Source organism: Hymenobacter segetis (assembly GCF_054776495.1).
The window spans coordinates 874,930-899,267 of the sequence record NZ_BAAHBV010000002.1 but is presented as its reverse complement, the minus strand read 5'-3'; the positions used below and the strand labels follow the sequence as shown (position 1 = coordinate 899,267).

The 24,338-nt window shown below is 57.1% G+C and carries 21 protein-coding genes and 4 tRNA genes; 20 read left to right on the top strand and 5 right to left on the bottom strand.

Going from position 1 to position 24,338, the window contains the following annotated elements:
- Nucleotides 1-111: 111 nt before the first annotated feature.
- A complete protein-coding gene (locus ACYU70_RS14320) occupies nt 112-642 on the bottom strand; it encodes a GNAT family N-acetyltransferase (RefSeq protein WP_342297564.1) in 531 nt (176 codons plus the stop codon).
- A 127-nt stretch (nt 643-769) separates the two neighbouring features.
- Nucleotides 770-1,000, bottom strand: a complete 231-nt coding sequence (locus tag ACYU70_RS14315) for a hypothetical protein (protein WP_342297562.1) — start codon at nt 998-1,000, stop codon at nt 770-772.
- 115 nt (nt 1,001-1,115) lie between these two features.
- Here ACYU70_RS14315 and ACYU70_RS14310 point away from each other — a divergent pair, with 115 nt between their 5' ends.
- From ACYU70_RS14310 to nadD, 6 genes are all read left to right on the top strand, one after another.
- Complete coding sequence (locus ACYU70_RS14310) at nt 1,116-1,883, top strand: glycosyltransferase family 2 protein (protein ID WP_342297560.1); 768 nt, start codon at nt 1,116-1,118, stop codon at nt 1,881-1,883.
- Nucleotides 1,880-2,929 carry a glycosyltransferase family 9 protein gene (locus tag ACYU70_RS14305; RefSeq protein WP_342297558.1) on the top strand — a complete coding sequence of 350 codons (1,050 nt, stop codon included), beginning with the start codon at nt 1,880-1,882 and terminating at the stop codon, nt 2,927-2,929. Before ACYU70_RS14310 ends, ACYU70_RS14305 begins: the two co-directional genes overlap by 4 nt.
- Nucleotides 2,930-3,219: 290 nt before the next feature.
- The gene (locus ACYU70_RS14300) at nt 3,220-3,864 is read left to right on the top strand and encodes a sigma-70 family RNA polymerase sigma factor (RefSeq protein WP_342297556.1); all 645 of its coding nucleotides are present in this window, start codon (nt 3,220-3,222) and stop codon (nt 3,862-3,864) included.
- 73 nt (nt 3,865-3,937) lie between these two features.
- Nucleotides 3,938-4,228: a hypothetical protein gene (locus ACYU70_RS14295; protein ID WP_342297555.1), complete on the top strand. Its 291-nt coding sequence runs from the start codon at nt 3,938-3,940 to the stop codon at nt 4,226-4,228.
- Nucleotides 4,229-4,246: 18 nt separating this feature from the next.
- Nucleotides 4,247-4,831 (top strand): guanylate kinase, encoded by a 585-nt coding sequence (gmk, locus tag ACYU70_RS14290; RefSeq protein ID WP_342297554.1) that lies wholly within the window; start codon nt 4,247-4,249, stop codon nt 4,829-4,831.
- A complete protein-coding gene (nadD, locus tag ACYU70_RS14285; protein ID WP_342297552.1) occupies nt 4,828-5,394 on the top strand; it encodes a nicotinate (nicotinamide) nucleotide adenylyltransferase in 567 nt (188 codons plus the stop codon). The genes gmk and nadD overlap by 4 nt, the downstream gene beginning before the upstream one ends.
- 81 nt (nt 5,395-5,475) lie before the next feature.
- Here the strand turns inward: nadD and frr are convergent, their stop codons facing one another.
- The 3 genes from frr to ACYU70_RS14270 form a co-directional block, all read right to left on the bottom strand.
- The gene (gene frr / locus ACYU70_RS14280; protein ID WP_342297550.1) at nt 5,476-6,039 is read right to left on the bottom strand and encodes a ribosome recycling factor; all 564 of its coding nucleotides are present in this window, start codon (nt 6,037-6,039) and stop codon (nt 5,476-5,478) included.
- A gap of 99 nt (nt 6,040-6,138) precedes the next feature.
- Complete coding sequence (pyrH, locus tag ACYU70_RS14275; RefSeq protein ID WP_342297549.1) at nt 6,139-6,942, bottom strand: UMP kinase; 804 nt, start codon at nt 6,940-6,942, stop codon at nt 6,139-6,141.
- Between the two features lie 45 nt (nt 6,943-6,987).
- Nucleotides 6,988-7,491 (bottom strand): acyl-CoA carboxylase biotin carboxyl carrier protein subunit, encoded by a 504-nt coding sequence (locus ACYU70_RS14270; protein WP_342297548.1) that lies wholly within the window; start codon nt 7,489-7,491, stop codon nt 6,988-6,990.
- A gap of 96 nt (nt 7,492-7,587) precedes the next feature.
- On the opposite strand from ACYU70_RS14270, the gene ACYU70_RS14265 reads away from it, so the two are divergent.
- The 14 genes from ACYU70_RS14265 (at nt 7,588) to rpoC (ending at nt 24,203) form a co-directional block, all read left to right on the top strand.
- A complete protein-coding gene (locus ACYU70_RS14265; protein WP_342297546.1) occupies nt 7,588-10,173 on the top strand; it encodes a M1 family metallopeptidase in 2,586 nt (861 codons plus the stop codon).
- Nucleotides 10,174-10,344: 171 nt separating this feature from the next.
- Nucleotides 10,345-10,424, top strand: a tRNA-Tyr gene (locus tag ACYU70_RS14260).
- Between the two features lie 22 nt (nt 10,425-10,446).
- Nucleotides 10,447-10,519: transfer RNA gene (locus tag ACYU70_RS14255), tRNA-Gly, on the top strand.
- 15 nt (nt 10,520-10,534) lie between these two features.
- Nucleotides 10,535-10,606 (top strand) — tRNA-Thr (locus tag ACYU70_RS14250).
- Nucleotides 10,607-10,775: 169 nt separating this feature from the next.
- On the top strand, nt 10,776-11,966 hold the full coding sequence (gene tuf, locus ACYU70_RS14245) for an elongation factor Tu (RefSeq protein WP_342297544.1): 1,191 nt from the start codon (nt 10,776-10,778) through the stop codon (nt 11,964-11,966).
- A 149-nt stretch (nt 11,967-12,115) separates the two neighbouring features.
- Nucleotides 12,116-12,186, top strand: a tRNA-Trp gene (locus tag ACYU70_RS14240).
- A gap of 62 nt (nt 12,187-12,248) precedes the next feature.
- On the top strand, nt 12,249-12,443 hold the full coding sequence (secE, locus tag ACYU70_RS14235; protein WP_342297542.1) for a preprotein translocase subunit SecE: 195 nt from the start codon (nt 12,249-12,251) through the stop codon (nt 12,441-12,443).
- A 12-nt stretch (nt 12,444-12,455) separates the two neighbouring features.
- Complete coding sequence (nusG, locus tag ACYU70_RS14230) at nt 12,456-13,022, top strand: transcription termination/antitermination protein NusG (RefSeq protein ID WP_342297541.1); 567 nt, start codon at nt 12,456-12,458, stop codon at nt 13,020-13,022.
- 121 nt (nt 13,023-13,143) lie between these two features.
- Nucleotides 13,144-13,587 carry a 50S ribosomal protein L11 gene (gene rplK, locus ACYU70_RS14225; protein ID WP_342297540.1) on the top strand — a complete coding sequence of 148 codons (444 nt, stop codon included), beginning with the start codon at nt 13,144-13,146 and terminating at the stop codon, nt 13,585-13,587.
- Between the two features lie 20 nt (nt 13,588-13,607).
- Nucleotides 13,608-14,306 carry a 50S ribosomal protein L1 gene (gene rplA, locus ACYU70_RS14220; RefSeq protein WP_342297539.1) on the top strand — a complete coding sequence of 233 codons (699 nt, stop codon included), beginning with the start codon at nt 13,608-13,610 and terminating at the stop codon, nt 14,304-14,306.
- A 15-nt stretch (nt 14,307-14,321) separates the two neighbouring features.
- The gene (rplJ, locus tag ACYU70_RS14215) at nt 14,322-14,870 is read left to right on the top strand and encodes a 50S ribosomal protein L10 (protein WP_342297538.1); all 549 of its coding nucleotides are present in this window, start codon (nt 14,322-14,324) and stop codon (nt 14,868-14,870) included.
- 63 nt (nt 14,871-14,933) lie between these two features.
- Nucleotides 14,934-15,314, top strand: coding sequence for a 50S ribosomal protein L7/L12 (gene rplL, locus ACYU70_RS14210; protein WP_068191708.1), 381 nt, complete (start codon nt 14,934-14,936; stop codon nt 15,312-15,314).
- A gap of 276 nt (nt 15,315-15,590) precedes the next feature.
- Nucleotides 15,591-19,460, top strand: coding sequence for a DNA-directed RNA polymerase subunit beta (rpoB, locus tag ACYU70_RS14205; RefSeq protein WP_342297597.1), 3,870 nt, complete (start codon nt 15,591-15,593; stop codon nt 19,458-19,460).
- 390 nt (nt 19,461-19,850) lie between these two features.
- A complete protein-coding gene (rpoC, locus tag ACYU70_RS14200) occupies nt 19,851-24,203 on the top strand; it encodes a DNA-directed RNA polymerase subunit beta' (RefSeq protein ID WP_342297535.1) in 4,353 nt (1,450 codons plus the stop codon).
- The last annotated feature ends 135 nt before the right edge of the window (nt 24,204-24,338 follow it).

The following is a 24,338-nucleotide window of genomic DNA, read 5'->3' as shown; positions in this document are numbered from 1 at the left end:
TAGTGCTGCACCACTACCTAACAGCTTCAGCAAAACCAGTTCCGATAAAACGACCAACCCCCGCCGGGTACGAGCCCGGCGGGGGTTGATTTTTTGTCGTCACTTCAGGAGCTACAAGCTACGCCCCGTGACTGGCGCGGCCACAGCCGTCGCCGCCGGGGCCACTTCGTAGCGCCCGAGCTGCGCCTCGTCCAGGTTGCCGTTCAGCCACTCATCCTCAATGGTAGCGCCCAGCTTTTTGTAGAAGGTGATGGCGGGCTCGTTCCAGTTCAGCACCTGCCATTTCAGGCGCACGGCCCCAGTGGCGCGGGCTTCGGCCACCACGGCATCGAACAGCAGCCGGCCCAGGCCGCCGCGCCGCGCCGCCTCCGTCACCACCAGGTCTTCGAGGTAGAGCATCCGGCCCTTCCAGGTGGAGTAAGCCGTGTAAAACAGCGCCAGTCCAACAATTTCAGCCGCCTCATTTTCCAGCACGAAAAAGCCGAAGATGGGAGCCGGGCCAAAGCCGTCGCGCTGCATAGCGGCCAGCGTGTTGGTCACGGCCTCCGGCGCTTTTTCATACTCAGCGAGTTCCTGAATCAGGCCCAGCACTTGGGCTAAATCCGCTTCCACGCCCCGGCGCAGCACAATGTTGTTTTCCATGATAGTTGAGTCGGAAGAAAAAGAAATCGGGCCGCCACCGCCTCAGCAGTAACGGCCCGATTAATACCCGCAAAAGAGGCTGAAACGACAGCAGCAAAATCACGGTTAATCCAGCAAAAAGCCGTGATTACATCTGCGGCTGCATTTTCTTGATGTCCTCCGTGGCGTTCACCGAGTTCAGCTCGCGCATCTGCTCGGGCTGCTTGGCACCTTTGGTGGTGTCGGGAGCGGCGGGCAGCGGGGGCAGGGTGGTGGTGGCGATGTCATCGTCGCCCTCGGTGGCAGACGGGCCGCACGAAGGCAGCGTGAGCGACAGCAGAGCAGCGGCCAACAGGCCGGGGAGGAGCGTTTTTTTCATGTGTTGAGAAACGAATTCGGGCGCAAGTTACGCACGCCCGGCGGGTTGCGATACGAAAATATTGCGCAAGCGGCCGAAGCCCCGGTCAGTAAAAACGCCGGATATTTGCCCACCCATGCCCGTCTCCCTCTCCGTCGTCATCATCACCTTCAACGAAGCGGCCAACATCGCCCGCTGCCTCCAGGCCCTGGGCGACGTGGCCGACGACGTGCTCGTAGTCGATTCCTTCTCCACCGATGCCACCGTGGAAATCTGCCGCCAGCACGGCGTGCGCGTCCTGCAGCACGCTTTCGCCGGCTACGTCGAGCAGAAAAACTACGCCACCAGCCAAGCTCAATTCGACCACGTTCTGCAGCTCGACGCCGATGAAGTCCTGACCGAGGAGCTGCGCCAGTCCATTCGCCAGGCCAAGCAAAACTGGCAGCACGCCGCCTATTCGCTGGCCCGCCTCACCAATTACTGCGGCCACTGGGTGCGCCACGGCGGCTGGTATCCCGACCGCAAACTGCGCCTCTACGACCGTCGCCTGGGCCGTTGGACCGGCCTACTCCTGCACGAAAAATTCGAGGTAAACCCCGGCCAGACCACCGCCCCGCTCACCGGCGATGCCCTGCACTACAGCTACCACAGCATCGCGCAGCACGTCAGTCAGCTCAATAAGTTCACCAGCATCACGGCCCAGGAGCTGGCCCTGCGCGGCCGCACCAACGTCAATCTGTTTCACCTGCTGCTCAAGCCGCTCTGGAAATTCGTGCACGGCTACATCTTCCGCCTCGGCTTTCTCGATGGCTTCGCCGGCCTGTGCATCGCCGGCATCTCGGCCTGGGGCGTGTTCCTGAAATTCGCCAAGCTGAAAACCCGCACCGAACAAGCCGAAGCATGAGCCCGGAAAAAAACTTCACCTTCCTCGTCTCCCGCACCGACGCCATCGGCGACGTGGTGCTGACCCTGCCGGTGTGCGGGCGGCTCAAGCAGCTGTTCCCGGGCTGCCGGGTGGTGCTCATTGGCCGCACCTACACTGCGCCTGTGGCCGCCGCCTGCCCGTGGGTCGATGATTTCCTGAACCTGGATGAGCTGCTGAAACAGTCCGAAACTGCCCAAGTAGAAGCTCTGCGCGCCTACGAAGCCGCCGCCATCATCCACGTTTTCCCCAACAAAACCCTCGCCCGCCTCGCCCAAAAAGCCAAAATTCCCCTGCGCATCGGCACGCGTAACCGCTGGCAGCACTGGCTGACCTGCAACCGGCTGGTGGCCCTCAGCCGCCGCCATTCGCCTCTGCACGAATCCCAGCTAAATCACAAGCTGCTTCAGCCTTTGGGCGATACTTCCGAGCCTTCATTAACCGAAATAGCCCATCTGGTGCGCCTGCAAGCCACCGAAACTCTGCTGCCGCAATTCCAACAGCTACTACAGAAGCGCCAGCCCGGCCAGCTCAACGTCATCCTCCACCCGCGCAGCCGGGGCAGCGCCCGCGAGTGGGGCCTCGATAATTTCGCCCAGCTCGCCCGCCTGCTACACCGCGCCGGCCACCGCGTCTTTATCACCGGCACGGCTGCGGAAGGGGAGGAGCTAGCCCCCTGGCTTCAGGAAAACGCCGCCTTCCTCGCCGCCGACCTCACCGGCCAGCTCAGCCTGCCGCAGTTCATCTCCTTCATCGCCGCCGCCGATGGCCTCGTGGCCGGCAGCACCGGCCCACTGCACCTGGCCGCCGCGCTGGGCCGCTACGCGCTGGGCCTCTACCCGCCCATCCGGCCCATGCACCCCGGCCGCTGGGCCCCGCTGGGCGAGCACGCCGAATTTATGGTTTTCGACAAGCCCAATTGCGACGACTGCCGGCAGCAGCCCGCTGCCTGCACCTGCATCCGAGCCATCGAGGCGGCGGCGGTAGCGGCGCGGGTGGCCGCCTGGGTGCCGTTGCCGGTCGAATAATAAATGGCATTTAGCGTCAAACAATGGCCAATTCGTCCAGTTAGTTTGCTGCTTATTCACTGTATCGCAACCTAGCAGACGCTGCAATCCGTACATCGGGCAATGCGCCGCACGTTGCGCTTTGCTATTTTTGGCTTCTAATGACTGCCAGTAGCATTGCGTAGCGGGCGGTTTTGACGTGAAGCAACTCGGCCACCCACCACTTCCGAGTAGCGGCATATACGAGTGTTAGTGTCATAATCCCCTATTCCTTCGTAGGTTTCGGCCTGCAATTTCCCCCGCCCACCTGTATGAGCGATTCCCCCGAACGGGTCAAACTGAGCAAAGAGGAAAAAGACCGGCGTTTTCAGGCCGAGTTGATGCCCGTGCTCGACCCGCTCTACAATTTTGCCTACCGCCTCACCCTCGACGAGGATGATGCCAACGACCTGGTGCAGGAAACCTACCTCAAAGCATACCGATTCTTCGAGTACTTTGAGCCCGGTACCAACGCCAAGGCCTGGCTCTTTCGCATTCTTAAGAACTCGTTTATCAACGATTTCCGCAAGAAAAGCAAGCAGCCCGCCAAGGTCGACTACAGCGAGATTGAGGGCTATTACAATCCCGACGACGTAGAGGCCGAAGGCGAAATCGGCGCTTCCTCTTCCGACATGCGCCAGCAGTCGGCCCGCGACCTCATCGGTGATGAAGTTGCCAGCGCGTTAAATTCTTTGCCAGTCGATTTTCGCACCGTCATCATCCTCTGTGACCTCGAAGGGTTTACCTACGAGGAGATGGCCAAAGTGCTTGATATTCCGATTGGTACGGTGCGTTCGCGCCTGCACCGGGCCCGCAATTTCCTCAAGGATAAGCTAGAGAAATACGCCCAGTCGATGGGCTATGGCAATGATGCAATAGACGACGATACGGAACTAACCGAGGCCGAGAATAATTAACGTCATCAACAGGGACGCATTATTCTCGGCCGCATACTTCATTGCTTCTCACCCCTTTCCTGCATTTTCAATTATGAACCAATCTGCTACTAAAGAAACCAATACGTCGGCTCCCATTTTAGCTAATGGCCCCGACTGCGAACGAGTGAATACTGTACTAGACCAACTCATCGAAGGCCAGCACCTGACCGCCGAGGACGAAGACTACCTCTACGACCACGCCACGGACTGCTCGCCCTGCTTCGACGACCTCGAAAAGCAGCGCGTTTTCATCGGTTTTTTGAACCAGCGCGTTACCCGGCAGCCCATTCCGGCTACCCTTCACGATGCCATTTTGGCCCGTGTAGGTGCGCAAATGGCCTAATACCGGTAGCTTTGCGTGATGCAAGGCAAAATCATTGTGTTTTCGGCCCCCTCGGGCGCTGGCAAAACCACCATCGTGCACCGCCTTATGGACCGGTTGCCCGAGCTTAGCTTTTCCATTTCCGCCTGCACCCGCGACCGCCGCGGCCGGGCCGAAGTGCAAGGCAAAGACTACCATTTCATCTCCGTTCAGGAATTCCAGGACAAAATCCGCAACGATGAGTTCGTGGAGTGGGAAGAGGTGTACGAAGGCGCGTTTTATGGCACGCTGAAGTCCGAAATCGAACGCATCTGGGACAATGGCAAGCACGCCATTCTCGATGTCGACGTGAAAGGTGGCCTCAGCATCAAGGAATTCTACAAGGACCGGGCGCTGGCTATTTTCGTCCGCCCGCCGTCCATCGAAGTTCTGGAGCAGCGCCTGCAGGCCCGCGCCACCGATTCGCAATCCAGCATTTCCTCACGGATTTACAAAGCCAATTTCGAGCTTGGGTTCGAGAATCGTTTCGATGTCACCGTCGTCAACGATAACCTCGACGAGGCCACCGACCACGCCGAAAAGCTGGTGCGCCAGTTCATCAGCGGCGAGCCGGCCATCGTATGAGTGGCCGCCGGGTAGGTCTGCTATTCGGTTCGTTCAATCCCGTGCACACCGGCCACCTCATCCTGGCTGAGCATTTTGCCACGCGCACCGATTTGGCCGAAGTCTGGCTCGTGGTCACGCCCCACAATCCCTTCAAAGCCGCCGCCGACCTGCTGCCCGACACCCAGCGCCTGCACCTCGTGCAGCTCGCCATTGCCGATAACCCCCGCCTGCGCGCCGAGGACATCGAGTTCGGCCTGCCGCGCCCCAGCTACACCATCGCCACGCTCGACGCCCTGCGGCAGCGCCACCCCACGCACGATTTCGTGCTCCTGATGGGCAGCGACAACCTCCCCGGCCTCCCAAATTGGCACGAATCAGCCCGCCTGCTGGCCGAAATCGATATCTACGTGTATCCCCGGCCCGGCTCGCCCAGCCCCGATTTAGTACCCTTTCCCCGCGTGCAGGTGATAACCGCGCCGTTACTGGACATTTCGGCCACTTACATCCGCGAAAGCCTGCGCGCTGGCCACAGCATCCGCTATTTGGTACCCGCCACCGTCGAAGCCGAATTGACGCAGTAGAACAGCACTGCGTAAAGTAAAACGCCACAAAAAAAGCCCGACGATAATCCGCCGGGCTTTTTTGTTTTCAATCAGACCAAATCAGATAGTCATAATCTCCGATTCCTTCTTGCTGAGGACTTTATCAACTTCGGCAATGTAAGAATCCGTCGTTTTCTGCACTTTCTCTTCGGCGCTCTTCACGGCATCCTCCGAAGCACCTTCTTTCAGCAGCTTGCGCAGCGACTCGTTCACATCCTTGCGGATGCCCCGAACCCGCACCTTGCCAGCTTCCGATTCATTCTTGGCCTGCTTCACCAGCTCGCGGCGACGCTCCTCGGTCATGGCCGGGATGTTCAGGCGCACACCTTCGGCATCCGAAACTGGGTTCAGGCCCAGGTCGCTGTTCTTGATGGCCTTGGCCACCTCGCTAATCATGTTTTTTTCCCAAGGCTTGATGAGCAGCGAGCGGGCATCAGGAGCCGTAATGTTGGCAATCTGGCTGATAGGAGTGAGTGTGCCGTAGTAATCCACGCGCAAGCCGTCGAGCATGGCTGGTGATGCCTTGCCGGCCCGGATACGGCTCATTTCCACGTTTACGTGCGCCAGCGCTTTGCTCATCGACTCCGCGAGCTCATCAAGGTAAAACTGAATTTCTTCGTCCATTTTAGTGAGTTGTCAATTATTGGTTATCAGTTGTCAGGTCCGGTTATCAGTTTTCCGCTGCAAACTAACAACGGACAATGAACACCTGACAACTAAAAATTAGGCTTGTTCCGGTTGGTTGCCCACCAGCGGCTGGAGGAGACTTTTCTTGGTGTCAAGTAATGGCTTGCGGCCATCGCGGCCGGGGCCGGTGCCGCCGTCGCTCACCAGTGTGCCCATCGCCTCGCCGTTCAGCAGGCGCTCCAGGTTGCCGGGCGTGTTCATATCGAACACAATGATGGGCAGGTTATTCTCCTTGCAAAGCGTGAAGGCCGTCATATCCATCACGTTCAGATTCTTGCTCAGCACCTCATCAAACGTGATTTCGGGGTAGCGCGTGGCCGTGGGGTCCTGCTCCGGGTCGGCCGTATAAATGCCGTCCACGCGGGTACCTTTCAGCACCACGTCGGCCTCAATCTCAATGGCCCGCAGCGAAGCCGCCGAGTCTGTCGTGAAATAAGGCGAGCCGATGCCGGCCCCGAAAATCACCACGCGACCTTTTTCCAGGTGCCGCACCGCGCGCCGCCGGATATACGGCTCGCACACCCGCTGAATGGTGAGACCGGAAAGCAGGCGCGTGCTCACTTCCAGCTTCTCCAGGGCGCTTTGCAGGGCCATCGAGTTGATGACCGTGGCCAGCATGCCCATATAGTCGCCCTGCACGCGGTCGAGCCCGAAGGCTTCGGCCTGCACGCCGCGGTAGATGTTGCCACCACCAATTACGACGGCCACCTGCACGCCCGTCGCGGCCACAGATTTAATTTCGGAGGCGTACTGCATCAGCCGCTCGGCATCGATGCCGTACTGCTGCTGGCCCATCAGCGCTTCGCCGCTGAGCTTGAGGAGGATGCGATTGTATTTCAAGTCGAGAGGATTGAGTAGTTCAAGCTAAATATTAGGCGACCGACGCTAGGCAAACTGCACCAGCACTTGGCCTTTCTGCACGTTGTCGCGCAGGTTCACTTTCAGGCTGCCCACGGTGCCATCGGCGGGCGCTTTCAGGATATTTTCCATTTTCATGGCCTCCAATACCAGCAGCGGGTCTCCCTTCTGCACGGCCTGGCCGGGCGTCACGCGGATATCTACGATGAGGCCGGGCATGGGGGCTTTCAGCTCGTTTACTTTGGCGGCAGCGGCGTTGCTCATGCCGAGGCGTTCGAGGAGCAGGTCGAACCGGTCTTTGGCCGCCAGGGCCACGCGCTGGCCGTTCAGCTTCAACACAATGTTTTTGGTGGCGTGGTCAATTTCTACAACTTCCGCATTGTAGGAGCGACCTTCGTAAAGCACATGAAACCGACCTTCGCCCAAATCCACTACATCCCAGGCCAACGGCTGGCCATTGAGCATGATAGCGTCGGTGGCGCGATAGTCTACTTCCCAAACTTGGTCGGGGGCGGTGCTGATTTGGAACATCGAAAGCGAATGGGGTGGGAGGAAAGCGGGGTTAAAGGTAGCCCAAATCTCAAATTAATTCAGAAATTGAGGCGTTTTTCGCCTGTAGCTGTTGGCATGAAGTATCTGGTTCCGGGCCTTACCAGCCTGTTGTTATTCGTACAGTTTCTGGCGGTTGCGCAAAGAGGCACGTCCGGCTCGGGCAGGTTGCCCAGCAAAGCGCCCGTTCATAAAAAAGTCGCACCCGCACCGCCTACCGCGCCCGCGCCGGCTGGCCTCGTGGTGCCGTCCTGGCTGCCTTCGGAGGCTCCAATCCAGCCCGCCGCCACCATTCTCACCGAGGTAACCGACACCAAGCTCGACGTTCGGTTCGATTACAAAAAGCAGCACCTACTGGGCACGGCGCTGCTCACGCTGCGCTCGCATTTCTATCCTCAGTCGGAATTAGTGCTCGATGCCAAAGGCTTCGACGTGCAGAAAGTTGAGTTGGTGAGCGACAAGAAAACCAAAAACCTCACTTACAACTACAACCGCCGCAAGCTCGTCATTGCCCTCGACCACCCGTACCCGCGCAGCACGCCCTACCAGGTGCGCATCGTGTACGTGGCCAAGCCCAACGAGCTGCCCCAGGGCGGTTCCGCCGCTATCACCAATGACAAGGGGTTGTACTTCATCAACCCGCTGGGCGCTGAGAAGAACAAGCCCCGCCAAATCTGGACCCAGGGCGAGACGGAGTCCAGCTCCTGCTGGTTTCCCACCATCGACAAGCCCAACCAGCGCATGACGCAGGAAATCAGCATGACGGTGGAAAAGCAGTTCAAAACGCTTTCCAACGGCCTGCTCACTTCCTCCCACGCCAACCCCGACGGCACCCGCACCGATACTTGGAAGCTCAGCGAGCCCCACGCACCCTACCTAGCCACTATGGTCGTCGGCGACTTCGCCGTGGTAAGCGACTCTTGGCACGGCAAGCCTGTCGATTACTACGTGGAGCCGAAATACGCCGGCACCGCCCGCGCCGTCTTCGGCCACACGCCCCAGATGCTGGATTTCTTCTCCAAAAAGCTGGGCGTAGAATACCCTTGGGAAAAATACGCTCAAGTAGCCGTGCGCGACTACGTGAGTGGAGCCATGGAAAACACCACCGCGTCCACCTTCGGCAGCTTCGTGCAAACCACCAAGCGTGAGTTGCTCGACGCCAATTTCCAGACCTCCGAGTTTGTGGTAGCGCACGAGCTGTTCCATCACTGGTTCGGCGACTACGTGACCTGCGAAAGCTGGGCTAACCTGCCTTTGAACGAGTCCTTCGCCGACTATTCCGAATATCTCTGGGCCGAGTACAAGTACGGCGCCGACGAAGCCGGCCTGGTCCAGGAAATCAAAATCAACAACTACCTCGAAGAAGCCCAGTCCAAGCGCGAACCCCTCATCCGCTACCGCTACGTCAACCGCGAGGACATGCTCGACCGCCATTCCTACGACAAGGGCGGCCGCGTACTCCATATGCTGCGCAAATACGTGGGCGACGAAGCCTTCTTCGCGTCCCTCAACCGCTACCTCACCCAGAACAAGCTCTCCGCCGTCGAAATCTCCAAGCTGCGCGTCGCGTTCGAAGAAACCACCGGCGAAGACCTGATGTGGTTTTTCAACCAGTGGTTCCTCAAGCGCGGCCATCCCGAACTGCGCATCACCCACAGCTACACCAACGGCCAGGTGAGCCTGCGCGTACAGCAAACCCAGGACACGCTCTTTCAGCCCGTCTACCGCCTGCCCGTAACCGTCGCCGTCTGGACCGGCAGCAACCAGCCCACCGAGCACCACATCACCGTCACCAAAGCCGACCAGACTTTCCAGCTGCCCGCCAACCAGAAACCCAACCTCGTAAAATTCGACAGCGAAAGCCAACTCCTGGCCCAGTTCGATGAAGAGCGCACCACCGATGAGCTGGTTTTCCAGTTCTACCATGCTCAGAGCTACCAGCAGAAATCCGAAGTCTTGGAACTGCTCCAGAACAAAACCGACCAGATGTCCGTGAGTAGCATGCTCCGCAACGCCCTCAACGACAAATTCTGGAACGTGCGCCGCCTCGCCCTCGACCACCTCCGTCGCTATCGCGGCCCCGAGCCCGAAGGCATGCGCAAGGACATCCAGCGCCTCGCCTCCGACCCTGTGTCCCGCGTCCGCGCCCAAGCCATCACCACGCTCGCCACCTTCCCCGACGGTAATTATGGCTCCATCTACGGAAAAGCCGTCGGCGACAGCTCTGCGCTGGTAGCTGCCGCCGCTCTCGAAGTCCTCGCCAAAAAGCCTGAGCCCACCACCCGTCAGCAGGTCGCCGCCATCGAAAACACCACGAGCAGTCCGCTTCTCGTCGCCATTGCCAGTTACTACGCCCTCAATGGTAACCTCGACCAATACCCTTGGTTCCTGCGCCGCCTTCCCGACGTGACCGAAGGCGACCTCTACGCCTACTTCCAGTCCTTCGGAACACTCATGACCCACATCCCGCCCGTAGAGCGTGACAAGGGCCTCAAAATTCTCGAGGATTATGCCCGCAACGCTCCGCGCTACGACATCCGCTTGGGGGCCTACAAGAGCCTCGCCTTGCTACTTCCATCCATGCCCAGCCTCAAAGCCACGCTCCAGAACATCCGGGAGAAGGAAACTGACGACCGACTCAAAGCATTTTATAACCTTATGTAGGAGCAACTTCCGCAAATGGAGCAAAAAAAGAACAACCTTTTTTTGCTCCATCCCTTGCCTTGTGTCAAAAAACCTCTAATTTTGCGACTCCTTACGAAACACTACTACTTCGGTAGCAGCGAAACGGAAGGGGTTACGCCTCTCAGCAATCGGCCGGGAAGCACCAAAACTGGGGGTATCGCATAGCGGCAATTGCGGGTGACTGTAACTCACCTCCTTCGGGTTCATAGGTTCGAGTCCTGTTACCCCCACTTTTTTTACATGATGCCATCTGCGGGAGTAGCTCAGTTGGTAGAGCGGCAGCCTTCCAAGCTGCAGGTCGCGGGTTCGAACCTCGTCTCCCGCTCATTTCACAGAATAAGCCGTTTTAGCTCAGTGGTAGAGCACTTCCTTGGTAAGGAAGAGGTCATGGGTTCAAATCCCATAAATGGCTCAGATTACAACACAAGTCCAGCAGTCGGAATCATTCCGGCTGCCGGCACGGTTCTCTCAGGCAAGCGACGCACAGTTTTCTATTACAGTAGGGGCTGAGTCTCGCTTTCTTCGTGTAGGGTCCGTTTTTACTTCAAATTCACTTCACCACCTCTTTTTTACTCTTTACAATGGCTAAAGAAAATTTCGACCGGTCCAAGCCGCACGTAAACATCGGCACCATCGGTCACGTCGACCACGGCAAGACTACCCTGACTGCTGCTATCACGCAGGTACTGGCCGGCAAAGGTTTGGCTGAAAAGCGCGATTTCGGTTCGATTGATAACGCCCCCGAAGAAAAAGAGCGTGGTATCACCATCAACACCTCGCACGTAGAGTACTCGACGGCCAACCGTCACTACGCTCACGTTGACTGCCCCGGTCACGCTGACTATGTGAAGAACATGGTAACTGGTGCTGCCCAGATGGACGGTGCTATCCTCGTGGTAGCTGCTACCGACGGCCCGATGCCCCAGACCCGTGAGCACATCCTGCTCGCCCGTCAGGTAGGTGTTCCCCAGCTGGTGGTGTTCATGAACAAAGTGGACATGGTGGATGACCCCGAGCTCCTCGAGCTGGTGGAAATGGAAATCCGCGAACTCCTCTCGTTCTACGACTTCGACGGCGACAACATTCCGGTTATCCAGGGTTCGGCCCTCGGCGGCCTGAACGGCGATGCCAACTGGGTTCCCAAAATCGAGGAGCTGATGGACGCTGTTGACTCGTTCATTCCGATTCCTGCTCGTCTGACCGACCTGCCCTTCCTGATGCCTGTTGAGGACGTGTTCTCGATTACTGGCCGTGGCACTGTTGCTACCGGTCGTATCGAGCGCGGCATCATCAACTCGGGTGAGCAAGTTGACATCCTGGGCATGGGCGCTGCTGCCGGCCTGAAGTCGACGGTTACGGGTGTGGAAATGTTCCGCAAAATCCTCGACCGTGGCGAAGCTGGTGACAACGTAGGTCTGCTGCTCCGCGGTATTGAAAAAGAAGCCATCCGTCGCGGCATGGTTATCTGCAAGCCCGGTTCGGTAACTCCTCACCAGAAGTTCAAGGCTGAAGTCTACGTTCTCTCGAAAGAGGAAGGTGGCCGTCACACGCCGTTCTTCAACAACTACCGTCCGCAGTTCTACCTGCGTACCACCGACGTTACCGGCATCATCACCCTCCCCGAGGGCGTTGAAATGGTAATGCCCGGCGACAACATCACCATCACTGTTGAGCTCATCAACAAGGTGGCAATGGAGAAAGGCCTCCGCTTCGCTATCCGTGAGGGTGGCCGTACGGTAGGTGCCGGTCAGGTAACCGAAGTTCTCGACTAAGCTCCGGCTTAATCAGTAAAAAAAGCCGCTCTCGACTCCTCGGGGGCGGCTTTTTTACGCTGAAACAGAAGCAAGTATTTGTTTTGTCTTCTGTTTCTCTTACCTTTGCACTCCCTTTAGCGAAATGCGCTATGTGGGAATGTTTAAAAACGAGTGTGGTGCAGCGGTAGCATACGGGTCTCCAAAACCTTTGACGGGAGTTCGAATCTCTCCACTCGTGCAATTTGGGCCAGTTGGTCCGCTCCATGTTATTTCAGCGGCAACGCTGTGTTTTTCATCACAATGGACAAACTGAGCAATTATTTCCGCACCACCATCGAAGAGATGCGCTACAACGTAACGTGGCCCTCGACGACGGAACTGCAAAAAAGCGCCGGCTTGGTGCTGATTGGTTCGCTCGTGTTTGCCGTGGTGGTAGGTATCATGGATGTCAGCTTTGAGTCGGTACTTAAAGCGTTTTACAACTCGTTTCGCTAATCAGCAATCAAGATGGGCGAATTGAAATGGTACGTGGTACGCTCCGTGAGCGGCCAGGAGAAAAAAGCCAAAAATTACCTCGAAACGGAGCTCGGTCGGCACAACCTGACCGAGCTTGTTCCGCAGGTACTGATTCCGGTAGAGAAGGTGTTTGAGATGCGCAACGGTAAGAAGCGCGTCCGCGAGCGGAACCTCTACCCCGGTTACATCATCATCCACGCCGACCTCGGCCACGGTGAAGTTGACCACATCATCACCAGCACGCCCGGCGTGATTGGTTTCCTCGGTGACAAAGACAAGAAAGACGCATCGAACAACAAACCTGTTCCGCTGCACATTTCGGAAGTCAATCGCATCCTCGGCATCGTGGATGAAGCCGAGCAGCAAGCCGATGCTACCCTCGACAAGCCTTACGTAGTGGGCGAACTCGTGAAAGTGGTAGACGGCCCCTTCAACGGCTTCTCCGGCAATGTGGATGAAGTATTTGAAGAGCGTAAGAAGCTGAACGTAGTGGTGAAAATCTTCGGCCGCTCGCAGCCGGTAGAGCTCAGCTACACCCAAGTAGAAAAAGAGGTTTAAACAACCCATCGATTATACCACGCCGACTGATTGCTCCGGGTCGGCGGGGCTTCCAAATAGGAGTTTACTAAACTGAGGCAAGCGCGAGTTACGACGCAGGAGTCCCAGCCAAACCAATCAAATGGCCAAAGAAATCAGAGGTTATCTGCGTCTGCAGATAAAGGGAGGCTCAGCGAACCCATCGCCGCCGGTAGGACCTGCACTTGGTAGCAAAGGCTTGAACATCATGGAGTTTTGCAAGCAGTTCAATGCTCGCACCCAAGATAAAGCCGGCCAAGTTTGTCCTGTACTCATCACCATGTACACCGACAAGTCGTTCGACTTCGTGGTGAAGACGGCACCGGCTCCGGTGTTGCTCATGGAAGCTGCTAAGTTGACGAGCGGTTCGAAAGAGCCTAACCGTAACAAAGTGGGCTCCGTGACGTGGGACCAGGTGCGTACCATCGCCGAAACCAAAATGCCTGACTTGAACGCTTTCCAAGTAGAAGCCGCCATGAAGCAGGTAGCTGGTACGGCCCGCAGCATGGGTATTACCATCAAGGGCGATTCTCCTTTTGCTGAATAATTAAAAGGAAAAACGAACAGATGGCACAAGTAAGCAAAAAGCGCAAGGAAGCCCTTGCCAAACACGACCTGACGCAAATGCGCAGCCTCGTGGAAGCCGCAGTCGTGGTGAAGGACATTACCTACACCAAGTTTGACGCTTCAGTTGATATTGACGTTCGCCTCGGCGTGGACCCCCGCAAAGCGGACCAGATGGTTCGTGGCGTGGCCACCCTGCCCCACGGCACCGGCAAAACCGTTCGCGTTCTGGCTCTGGTTACTCCCGACAAGGAGGCCGAAGCTCTGGCCGCCGGCGCCGACTTCGTGGGTTTGGACGACTATATCTCGAAAATCGAGAAAGGCTGGACCGACATCGACGTAATCATCACCATGCCCGCCGTAATGGCTAAGGTAGGTCGCCTGGGCCGTGTGCTCGGTCCCCGTGGTCTGATGCCGAACCCGAAGTCGGGCACTGTAACGACCGATGTAGCCAAGGCTGTGCAGGAAGTGAAAGCTGGTAAAATCGACTTCAAAGTTGACAAAACCGGTATCATTCACTGCTCGGTGGGTAAAGTATCGTTCGACCCGAAGATGCTGGCCGAAAACGCCCTGGAGGTAATCCAGACGTTGGGTCGCCTGAAGCCTTCGTCTTCGAAAGGCACTTACATCAAGAGCATCACGCTCTCGAGCACGATGTCGCCCGCCGTTCCAGTGGACAGCCAAGTAAATTCCGCTAGCTAATTAAACCAACCAAACATGACTCGGGAAGAAAAACAAGCCCTCGTGGATGAGTTGAGCGGAAAAATGCAATCGCACAACTCGTTTTACATCGTCGATGCTTCGGTGATGTCGGTAGCGAAAATCAACGACTTCCGTCGTCTGGCGTTCAACCGCGGTCTGGAATACAAGGTGTACAAAAACACCTTCATCCGGAAAGCACTGGACACGCTCGGCCACGATACGTCGGAGATGGATGCCGCGCTGAAAGGCCAGTCGGGCGTGTTGTTCTCTACGGAGAGCGGCTCGGCTCCTGCCAAAATGCTGCGCGACTTCTATAAAGCCCAAGCTTACCCCCGCGGTGCTACCCCCAAGCCCGTGCTGAAAGGCGCTTATGTTGATGCTAGCATCTACATCGGTTCCGACCAGCTCGAAGGCCTGACCAGCATCAAAGGCAAGCAGGAACTGCTCGGTGAACTCATCGGTCTGCTCCAGTCGCCCGCCAAAAATGTTATCTCGGCTCTTCAGAGCGGTGGCAACAAACTGGCCGGCATCCTCAAAACCCTCAGCGAAAAAGAGGCCGCTTAATAAGCTGCTTTTTCGCACCCCCATTAAATTTTCAACAACACATTTTTTTAACAATCTACAGAAATGGCAGATTTGAAAGCATTCGCTGAGCAGCTTGTAAACCTGACGGTGAAAGAAGTAAACGAGTTGGCAACCATCCTGAAGGACGAGTACGGCATCGAGCCCGCTGCTGCTGCTCCCGTAATGATGGCCGGTGGTGGCGCTGCTGCTGCTGACGAGGCTCCCGAGGAGAAGACGTCGTTTGACGTTATCCTGAAGGCTGCCGGTGGTGCCAAACTGGCTGTGGTGAAACTGGTGAAAGACCTGACCGGTCTGGGCCTGAAAGAAGCCAAAGAACTGGTTGACGGTGCTCCCAAGCCCCTGAAAGAAGGCGTAACCAAAGACGAGGCTGAGTCGCTGAAGAAGCAGCTCGAGGAAGCCGGTGCTGAAGTAGAAGTTAAGTAGTTTCTGCTCCTGAAGCATCTCCGGACCCGCTTCGAATAAGGATTAGACCTGGCAACTTAGCCAGGTCTTTTCCTGTTTGTAGTGTGTCAAAAGCGCGAGCTTTCTAGTTCGCGCTTCTTTGCGTCAGCTAACGTCACTGTTTACGTGCGCGTTAGGGAGTGCCAGGTGCTGCTTGGCAACGCTGACGAGCCGCCCCAGCGGTTTCCTTTATTACGCTTCTGTGTCCATCTTTTAATCCCCATCGCATTGGCTACACCGAAAGCAAAGACGGCCGCCCTGAAGAAAACGGCCGCCGAGCGAATCAATTTCGCCAAGATTAAGAAGGTTATCGAGTACCCGGACTTCCTGGACGTGCAAGTGCGCTCGTTCCAGGAATTCTTTCAGTTGGAAACCGCTGCTGAGCGTCGTTCTAACGAAGGATTGTTCAAAGTGTTCGCCGAGAACTTCCCGATTTCGGACTCGCGCGAAAACTTCGTGCTCAACTTTATCGATTACCACGTCGACCCGCCGAAATATTCGGTTGACGAGTGCATCGACCGTGGTTTGACTTATTCGGTTCCGCTGAAAGCCAAGCTGCGTTTGATTTGCAATGATAAGGACAACGAGGACTTCGAGACGATTGAGCAGGAGGTGTTCCTCGGGAACATCCCGTACATGACCGTAAAGGGCTCGTTCGTTATCAACGGCGCCGAGCGTGTTATCGTATCGCAGTTGCACCGCTCGCCGGGCGTGTTCTTCGCCCAGAGCAAGCACACGAACGGCACCAAGCTGTATTCGGCCCGCATTATTCCGTTCAAAGGTTCGTGGATTGAGTTTGCCACGGACGTGAACAACGTGATGTACGCGTACATCGACCGGAAGAAGAAATTCCCGGTGACGACGCTGCTTCGCGCCATCGGCTACGGCACTGATAAGGACATTCTCGACCTGTTCGGTTTGTCGGAGGAAGTGAAGTCCGACAAGAAAAACCTCAAGAAAGCCGTTGGTCGCAAGCTGGCTGCCCGGGTGCTCCGCACTTGGACGGAAGACTTCGTGGACGAAGACACCGGCGAAGTAGTATCGATTGACCGCAACGAGGTGTTGCTGGAGCGCGATGCGACGATTGAGGAAGCTGATATCGACGTGATTCTGGAGGCCGGCGCGAAGTCGGTTATTCTGCACCGCGAGAATGTGAACATTGCGGATTTCGCAATCATTTACAACACGCTGCAGAAGGACAACTCCAACTCGGAGAAGGAAGCTGTTGAGCAGATTTACCGTCAGCTCCGGAACACGGAGGCTCCTGACGAAGAAACTGCCCGTGACATCATCCAGAAGCTGTTCTTCTCGGACAAGCGTTACGACCTCGGCGAGGTGGGCCGCTACCGGATTAACAAGAAGCTCCAGATTGGCATGGACCAGGAGTCGCGGGTGCTGACCAATGAGGACATTGTGCTCATCGTGAAGTACCTGATTGGCTTGAGCAACTCGAAGGCCATTGTCGATGACATTGACCACTTGAGCAACCGTCGCGTGCGGACCGTAGGCGAGCAGCTTTACGCTCAGTTTGGCGTGGGCCTGGCCCGGATGGCGCGTACCATCAAGGAGCGCATGAACGTGCGTGACAACGAGGACTTCAAGCCGGTGGATTTGATTAACGCCCGGACTTTGTCCAGCGTTATCAACTCGTTCTTCGGTACGAACCAGCTGTCGCAGTTCATGGACCAAACCAACCCGCTGGCCGAGGTGACGCACAAGCGTCGCGTATCGGCGCTCGGGCCGGGAGGTCTGTCGCGGGAGCGTGCTGGCTTCGAGGTACGTGACGTTCACTACACGCACTACGGTCGTCTTTGCACGATTGAAACGCCGGAAGGACCTAACATTGGTCTGATTTCGTCGCTGTGCGTGCACGCTCGCGTGAATGCCATGGGCTTCATCGAAACCCCTTACCGCGACGTGAAAGGCGGCAAGGTGGACATGAGCCCCAACGTGAAATTCCTGACTGCTGAGGAAGAGGACACCCACCACATCGCGCAGGCCAACTCCCTGCTGGATGAAGGCGGCAACCTGACCCAGGAGTTGGTGAAAGGCCGTTTTGAGGGTGACTTCCCGGTGGTGAACCCGTCGGAGTACTCCTACATGGACGTGGCCCCGAACCAGATTGTTTCGGTAGCTGCCTCGCTGATTCCGTTCCTGGAGCACGATGACGCCAACCGAGCACTGATGGGCTCGAACATGCAGCGCCAGGCAGTGCCACTTTTGCGTCCCGAGGCTCCGATTGTGGGTACGGGTCTGGAAGGCCGCATTGCCAGCGACTCGCGTACCCTGATTATGTCGGAAGGCGAAGGCGTGATTGATTACGTGGACGCCAACAAAATCGTGGTGAAGTACGACCTCACGGAGGACGACATCATGGTGAGCTTCGACGCCGAGCGTATTACGTACGACCTCATCAAGTTCCGTCGCACCAACCAGGACACCTGCCTCAACCTGACGCCGCTCGTGAAGCGCGGCGAGCGGGTGACCAAAGGCCAGGCGCTTTGCGAAGGCTACGGCACCAACCAGGGCGAACTTGCTCTGGGCCGCAACATGCAGGTGGCATTTATGCCGTGGCAGGGCTACAACTTCGAGGATGCCATCGTCATCTCGGAGCGCGTAGTTCGCGACGACATCTTCACCTCGATTCACATTGAGGAGTTTGAGTTGGAAGTGCGCGAGACCAAGCGCGGCGAAGAAGAGCTGACCTCGGAAATTCCGAACGTGAGCGAAGAAGCTGTCCGCAACCTCGACGACAACGGCATTATCCGCCTCGGCGCGGAGGTGAAAGAGGGCGACATTCTGATTGGTAAAATCACGCCGAAAGGCGAGACGGACCCAACTCCGGAAGAGAAGCTGCTCCGTGCCATCTTCGGCGACAAGGCCGGCGATGTGAAGGATGCTTCGTTGAAAGCGCCGCCCTCCTTGCAGGGTGTGGTTATCGGCACCAAGCTCTTCTCGCGTCCTAAGAAAGACAAAAACCTCCGGGCTAAGTCGAAGAAGGAAGTGGAAGATTTGAAGGCGACCTACGCGCAGGAACTGCGTGGTGTGAAAGCCATCATGATTGACAAGCTGGTGCAATTGCTGGAAGGCAAAACGTCGCAGGGCATCAAACACCGCTTCGGCGAGGAGATGATTGCCAAGGGCGTGAAGTTCAACCGCAAGAACATCAACGAGGGGATGTTCCCCGAGAAGAACCCCTACAAGGACGAAAGCAACTACGCCGTTCCGGAAGAAGTGAACCTGTTTAAGGACCTGATTCTGGAAGGCTGGACGGCTGATGCCCGCGTGAATGGTCTGGTGCTGGAGCTGGTGCGTAACTACGCCAAGCGCCGCAACACCATCACCGCGAAATTCAAGCGTCAGCGCTTCACCCTGGAAGTGGGCGACGAACTGCCCGCTGGCATCGTGCAGCTTGCCAAAGTTTATATCGCCAAGAAGCGCAAGCTGAAGGTGGGTGATAAAATGGCCGGCCGCCACGGTAACAAGGGTGTAGTAGCCCGCATCGTGCGCGATGAGGACATGCCCTTCCTGCCCGATGGCACCCCGATGGACATCGTGCTGAACCCGCTTGGTGTACCAAGCCGGATGAACATCGGTCAGATTTACGAGACCGTACTTGGCTGGGCTGGTTTGAAAATGGGTCGCACTTATGCTACCCCGATTTTCGACGGCGCTACCGAGGACGAAGTAGCTCGCGAATTGACCGAGGCTGGCTTGCCCGACTGGGGCCGTGCTTACCTGCACGATGGTCTGAGCGGTGACCGTTTCGACCAGCCGGTGACGGTGGGCGTGATTTACATGCTCAAACTGGGTCACTTGGTTGACGACAAGATGCACGCTCGCTCCATCGGGCCGTACTCGCTCATCACGCAGCAGCCGCTGGGTGGTAAGGCGCAGTTCGGTGGCCAGCGCTTCGGCGAGATGGAGGTGTGGGCATTGGAGGCCTTCGGTGCTTCCAACGTGCTGCAGGAAATCCTGACCGTGAAATCGGATGACGTGGTGGGCCGTGCCAAGGCGTACGAAGCCATTGTAAAAGGCGACGTTCTGCCCAAGCCGAACATCCCCGAGTCGTTCAACGTGTTGCTCCACGAACTCCGTGGTCTGGCACTCGAAATCACGATGGAATAGTGAATTGCTGCAGTTGCGGCCGGGGCGCAAGCTTCGGCCGCAACTCGCGGTTTGTCTGCCGGCAGGCAACAGGAGGCGCTGATTGAGCGACTCTGGTAACGAAAGGTGAGAAAACGCTTCGGTGAAAGAAGCTGGGGAAGCTGTTCCGAGATATGGTCAGTTCAGCATCAAAGCTCCCTAAGCAACTTAATCGAAGGCCTTCCCGCCGTTCTGCTCTGCCGTCAGATTTAATAAATAGACCTTTTAGAAGTGCCTTTGCTCAACATACCTATCTGTTCCGCAAAGGCACTTTTCTAAGCGTCAAACTGTTTGGAACTCTTGCATTCTTCTGGCGAAGAATGAGGCGTCAAACAGCTCAAAGCCAACAGCTATCAGCTTAAAACCAATCAAATGGCTTTCGCAAAAAACAAGAAAATAGTTCAGGACTTCTCCAAAGTCACTATTTCGCTGGCCTCGCCCGAAGCAATTCTGGAGCGCAGCACCGGCGAAGTGGTGAAGCCTGAAACCATCAACTACCGCACGTACAAGCCCGAAATGGGTGGCTTGTTCTGCGAGCGGATTTTCGGCCCTGTGAAGGACTGGGAATGCCACTGCGGTAAGTACAAGCGCATCCGCTACAAGGGCATTATCTGCGACCGTTGCGGCGTGGAGGTGACCGAGAAGAAGGTGCGTCGGGAGCGCATGGGCCACATCGAATTGGTGGTGCCCGTTGCCCACATCTGGTACTTCAAGTCGCTCCCCAACAAAATCGGCTACCTGCTGGGCCTGCCCACCAAGAAGCTCGATCAGATTATCTATTACGAGCGGTACGTCGTCGTTCAGCCCGGTTCGCTGGCTGAAGAAGGCGTGCAAGTGCTCGACTTCCTCACCGAGGATGAATACCTGGACATCATCGACAAACTCCCCCGGGAGAACCAGATGCTGCCCAACGAGGACCCCAACAAGTTCATCGCCCGCATGGGTGCCGATGCCCTGCACATGCTGCTAGAGCGCATCAACCTGGACGAGTTGAGCTACTCGCTGCGTGACTCGGCTGCCCACGAAACCTCGCAGCAGCGGAAGGCAGAAGCCCTCAAGCGTCTGCGCGTAGTGGAAGCTTTCCGCGACGCTGCTACCCGTGTGGAGAACAAGCCCGAGTGGATGGTTATCCGCATGGTGCCGGTGATTCCCCCAGAACTGCGCCCGCTCGTTCCGCTCGACGGTGGCCGTTTCGCCACTTCCGACTTGAACGACCTGTACCGTCGCGTTATCATCCGCAACAACCGCCTCAAGCGCCTGATTGAAATCAAGGCTCCTGAAGTGATTCTGCGGAACGAGAAGCGCATGCTGCAAGAAGCTGTTGACTCCTTGTTCGACAACTCGCGTAAGGTGAACGCCGTGCGCGCCGAAGGCAACCGTGCCCTGAAGTCGCTGTCCGATATGCTGAAAGGCAAGCAGGGCCGCTTCCGTCAGAACCTGCTCGGTAAGCGGGTCGATTACTCGGGTCGTTCGGTAATCGTGGTGGGTCCGGAGCTGAAACTGCACGAGTGCGGTCTGCCCAAGAACATGGCGGCCGAGCTGTTCAAGCCGTTCATCATCCGCAAGCTCATCGAGCGCGGCATTGTGAAGACGGTGAAATCGGCTAAGAAAATTGTGGACCGCAAGGACGCTGTGGTGTGGGACATCCTGGAAAATGTGCTGAAAGGCCACCCAGTGCTCCTCAACCGGGCTCCTACGCTTCACCGTCTGGGCATCCAGGCGTTCCAGCCGCGCCTCATCGAGGGCAAGGCTATCCAACTGCACCCCCTCGTTTGTACGGCCTTCAACGCTGACTTTGACGGTGACCAGATGGCTGTGCACGTGCCCCTCGGCCCGGCCGCTATTCTGGAAGCCTCCATGCTCATGCTGGCCTCGCACAATATCCTGAACCCTGCCAACGGCGCGCCCATCGCGGTACCGTCGCAGGACATGGTTCTGGGTCTGTACTACGTAACCAAAGGCAAGCGCAGCACCGAAAACGAGAAGATTGTCGGTGAAGACCGGGTTTTCTACTCGGACGAAGAAGTTGTGATTGCCATCAACGAAGGTCAGCTTTCGAAGCACGCCTTCATTAAGGTGCGGACGCAGATTCGCGACGAAAACGACGATTTGGTAACCAAAATCGTGGATACCGTTGCCGGCCGCGTGCTGTTCAACCAGCTCGTGCCGGAAGAGGTAGGTTTCGTGGACGAGCTGCTGACGAAGAAGAAACTCCAGCAAATCATCTCGACGGTGTTTAAGCGCACGGGCATGGCTCGTACCGCGCAATTCCTTGATGACATCAAGACCCTTGGTTTCCAGTCGGCCTACAAAGGCGGCTTGAGCATGGGTCTGGGCGACATCAACATCCCGAAAGAGAAGGACGAGCTGGTGCTGCAAGCCCAGAACGACGTGAAGGCGGTAACCCAGAACTACCAGATGGGTCTGATTACCGACAACGAGCGTTACAACCAGGTTATCGACATCTGGACGCGCATCAACAACCAGATTACGGAAACGTTGATGGGCCGTCTGGAGAAGGAAAATCAGGGCTTCAACTCCATCTACATGATGATGCACTCGGGAGCCCGTGGCTCGCGCGAGCAGATTCGTCAGCTGGGCGGGATGCGTGGCCTGATGGCCAAGCCCCAGAAGTCGCTGCAAGGCTCGATTGGCGAGATTATCGAAAACCCGATTCTGTCGAACTTCAAAGAAGGCCTCGACGTAATCGAGTACTTTATCTCGACGCACGGTGCCCGTAAAGGTCTGGCTGATACGGCTCTGAAGACGGCCGACGCCGGCTACCTGACCCGTCGTCTGGTGGACGTTTCGCAGGACGTCATTGTGAACGAGCCGGACTGCGGCACGCTGCGCGGTATCGAAACCTTTGCGTTGAAAGACAACGAGGACATCGTGGAGCCACTGGCCGAGCGTATCCTGGGCCGCGTGACGGTTCACGATATCATCGACCCGCTGACCGGCGACGTCATCCTGACTTCGGGTTCCGAAATCAAGGAGGACACCACCCGCCGCATCGATGCCACGAGCATCGAATCGGTGGAAATCCGCTCGGTGCTGACTTGCGAAAGCAAGCGCGGCATCTGCGCCAAGTGCTACGGCCGCAACTTGGCTTCGGGCCGCATGGTGCAGCGTGGCGAGGCCGTGGGTGTTATCGCCGCGCAGTCGATTGGTGAGCCCGGCACGCAGCTGACCCTGCGTACCTTCCACGTAGGTGGTACGGCTTCCAACATCGCCGTTGAGTCGAACATCAAAGCCAAATTCGCTGGTGTGGTAGAATTCGAAGACGTTCGTACCGTCGCCACCGTGACGCCGGAAGGCGTGAAGGGTGCCGTGGTAATGGGCCGCTCGGGTGAAATCCGCATCGTGGAGAAAGGCACCGGCCGCGTCTTCACTTCCAACCACGTTCCCTACGGCTCGTTCATGCTCGTATCGGAAGGCCAGGAAGTAGATAAAGGCACGGAGTTGAACACTTGGGACCCCTACAACGCCGTTATTCTGGCCGAGTTTGATGGTACCGTTCAGTTCGACGCCATCACCGAGGGTATCACTTTCCGTGAGGAATCGGACGAACAGACCGGTCACCGCGAGAAGGTGATTATCGAATCGAAAGCCAAGGACCAGAACCCGTCCATCATCATCCGCCCCGGCAAAAAGGGCGATGCCGAAGGTCAGAAAGCCTACAGCATCCCGGTGGGCTCGCACTTGAACGTTGAGAATAACGAGAAAATCACGGCTGGTCACATCCTCGCCAAGATTCCTCGCTCGGTGGGCAAGACCCGCGACATCACCGGTGGTCTGCCGCGTGTGACGGAGCTTTTCGAAGCCCGGAACCCGTCGAACCCCGCTGTAGTATCGGAAATCGACGGCGTCGTAACCTACGGCACCGTGAAACGCGGTAACCGTGAAATCTACGTCGAGTCGAAAGACGGTGTCAAGAAGAAGTACATGGTGCCGCTGTCGAAGCACATTCTGGTGCAGGACAACGACTTTATCCGCGCCGGCATGCCGCTGTCGGATGGTGCCATCACGCCTTCGGATATCCTGAGCATTCAGGGTCCCGGTGCCGTGCAGGAGTACCTCGTGAACGAGATTCAGGAAGTGTACCGCTTGCAGGGTGTGAAAATCAACGATAAGCACATCGAGGTGGTTGTTCGCCAGATGATGCAGAAAGTGGTGATTCTGGATGCGGGTGACACGTCGTTCCTCGAAAATCAGGTGATTGATAAAATCATCTTCATGGCCGAGAATGACATGATTATCGACATGAAAGTGGTGACCGAAGCTGGTGATTCGAGCAACATGAAGCCTGGTCAGATTGTGACGGCCCGTCGCCTCCGCGACGAGAATAGCAGCCTGAAACGCCGCGACCTTGCCCTCGTGCAAGTGCGCGACGCGCAGCCTTCGGTTTCGCGCCCCACGCTGCAAGGCATCACGCAGGCCTCGCTGGGCACGCAGTCGTTCATCTCGGCCGCTTCCTTCCAGGAGACGACCAAGGTGCTGAGCGAAGCTGCCATCCGTGGCAAGGCCGACCAGTTGTTGGGCTTGAAGGAGAACGTAATCGTCGGTCACCTCATCCCGGCCGGTACCGGTCTGCGCGAATACACGCGTCAGATTGTCGGCTCGAAAGAGGAGATGGAGGCTGCCCAAGCCGCCCAGGCTGCCGAAGCTGCCGTTCCCGCCAAACGCCCCAGCCGTGCTGGCAAGCGCGAAGTGTCGGCTGAGTAATCTGCCGTAGGTTTGTAATGGAAAAGCCGACTGGGGTATCCCGGTCGGCTTTTTCTATTTTACTTTACGCCAGACCTCATTCCACACTTCTACCTAAAACTTCAATTTGATGCATTGGATTCTCTGGCTTGTAAT

Coding starts and splice junctions, on each gene's coding strand:
- nadD (WP_342297552.1), top strand. CDS start 4,828: ATGAGTGGCCGCCGGGTAGGTCTGCTATTCGGTTCGTTCAATCCCGTG.
- ACYU70_RS14300 (WP_342297556.1), top strand. CDS start 3,220: ATGAGCGATTCCCCCGAACGGGTCAAACTGAGCAAAGAGGAAAAAGAC.
- rplJ (WP_342297538.1), top strand. CDS start 14,322: ATGACTCGGGAAGAAAAACAAGCCCTCGTGGATGAGTTGAGCGGAAAA.
- rpoC (WP_342297535.1), top strand. CDS start 19,851: ATGGCTTTCGCAAAAAACAAGAAAATAGTTCAGGACTTCTCCAAAGTC.
- ACYU70_RS14320 (WP_342297564.1), bottom strand. CDS start 642: ATGGAAAACAACATTGTGCTGCGCCGGGGCGTGGAAGCGGATTTAGCC.
- ACYU70_RS14305 (WP_342297558.1), top strand. CDS start 1,880: ATGAGCCCGGAAAAAAACTTCACCTTCCTCGTCTCCCGCACCGACGCC.
- frr (WP_342297550.1), bottom strand. CDS start 6,039: ATGGACGAAGAAATTCAGTTTTACCTTGATGAGCTCGCGGAGTCGATG.
- rplK (WP_342297540.1), top strand. CDS start 13,144: ATGGCCAAAGAAATCAGAGGTTATCTGCGTCTGCAGATAAAGGGAGGC.
- ACYU70_RS14270 (WP_342297548.1), bottom strand. CDS start 7,491: ATGTTCCAAATCAGCACCGCCCCCGACCAAGTTTGGGAAGTAGACTAT.
- rplL (WP_068191708.1), top strand. CDS start 14,934: ATGGCAGATTTGAAAGCATTCGCTGAGCAGCTTGTAAACCTGACGGTG.
- ACYU70_RS14265 (WP_342297546.1), top strand. CDS start 7,588: ATGAAGTATCTGGTTCCGGGCCTTACCAGCCTGTTGTTATTCGTACAG.
- tuf (WP_342297544.1), top strand. CDS start 10,776: ATGGCTAAAGAAAATTTCGACCGGTCCAAGCCGCACGTAAACATCGGC.
- ACYU70_RS14295 (WP_342297555.1), top strand. CDS start 3,938: ATGAACCAATCTGCTACTAAAGAAACCAATACGTCGGCTCCCATTTTA.
- gmk (WP_342297554.1), top strand. CDS start 4,247: ATGCAAGGCAAAATCATTGTGTTTTCGGCCCCCTCGGGCGCTGGCAAA.
- ACYU70_RS14315 (WP_342297562.1), bottom strand. CDS start 1,000: ATGAAAAAAACGCTCCTCCCCGGCCTGTTGGCCGCTGCTCTGCTGTCG.
- secE (WP_342297542.1), top strand. CDS start 12,249: ATGGACAAACTGAGCAATTATTTCCGCACCACCATCGAAGAGATGCGC.
- nusG (WP_342297541.1), top strand. CDS start 12,456: ATGGGCGAATTGAAATGGTACGTGGTACGCTCCGTGAGCGGCCAGGAG.
- rplA (WP_342297539.1), top strand. CDS start 13,608: ATGGCACAAGTAAGCAAAAAGCGCAAGGAAGCCCTTGCCAAACACGAC.
- ACYU70_RS14310 (WP_342297560.1), top strand. CDS start 1,116: ATGCCCGTCTCCCTCTCCGTCGTCATCATCACCTTCAACGAAGCGGCC.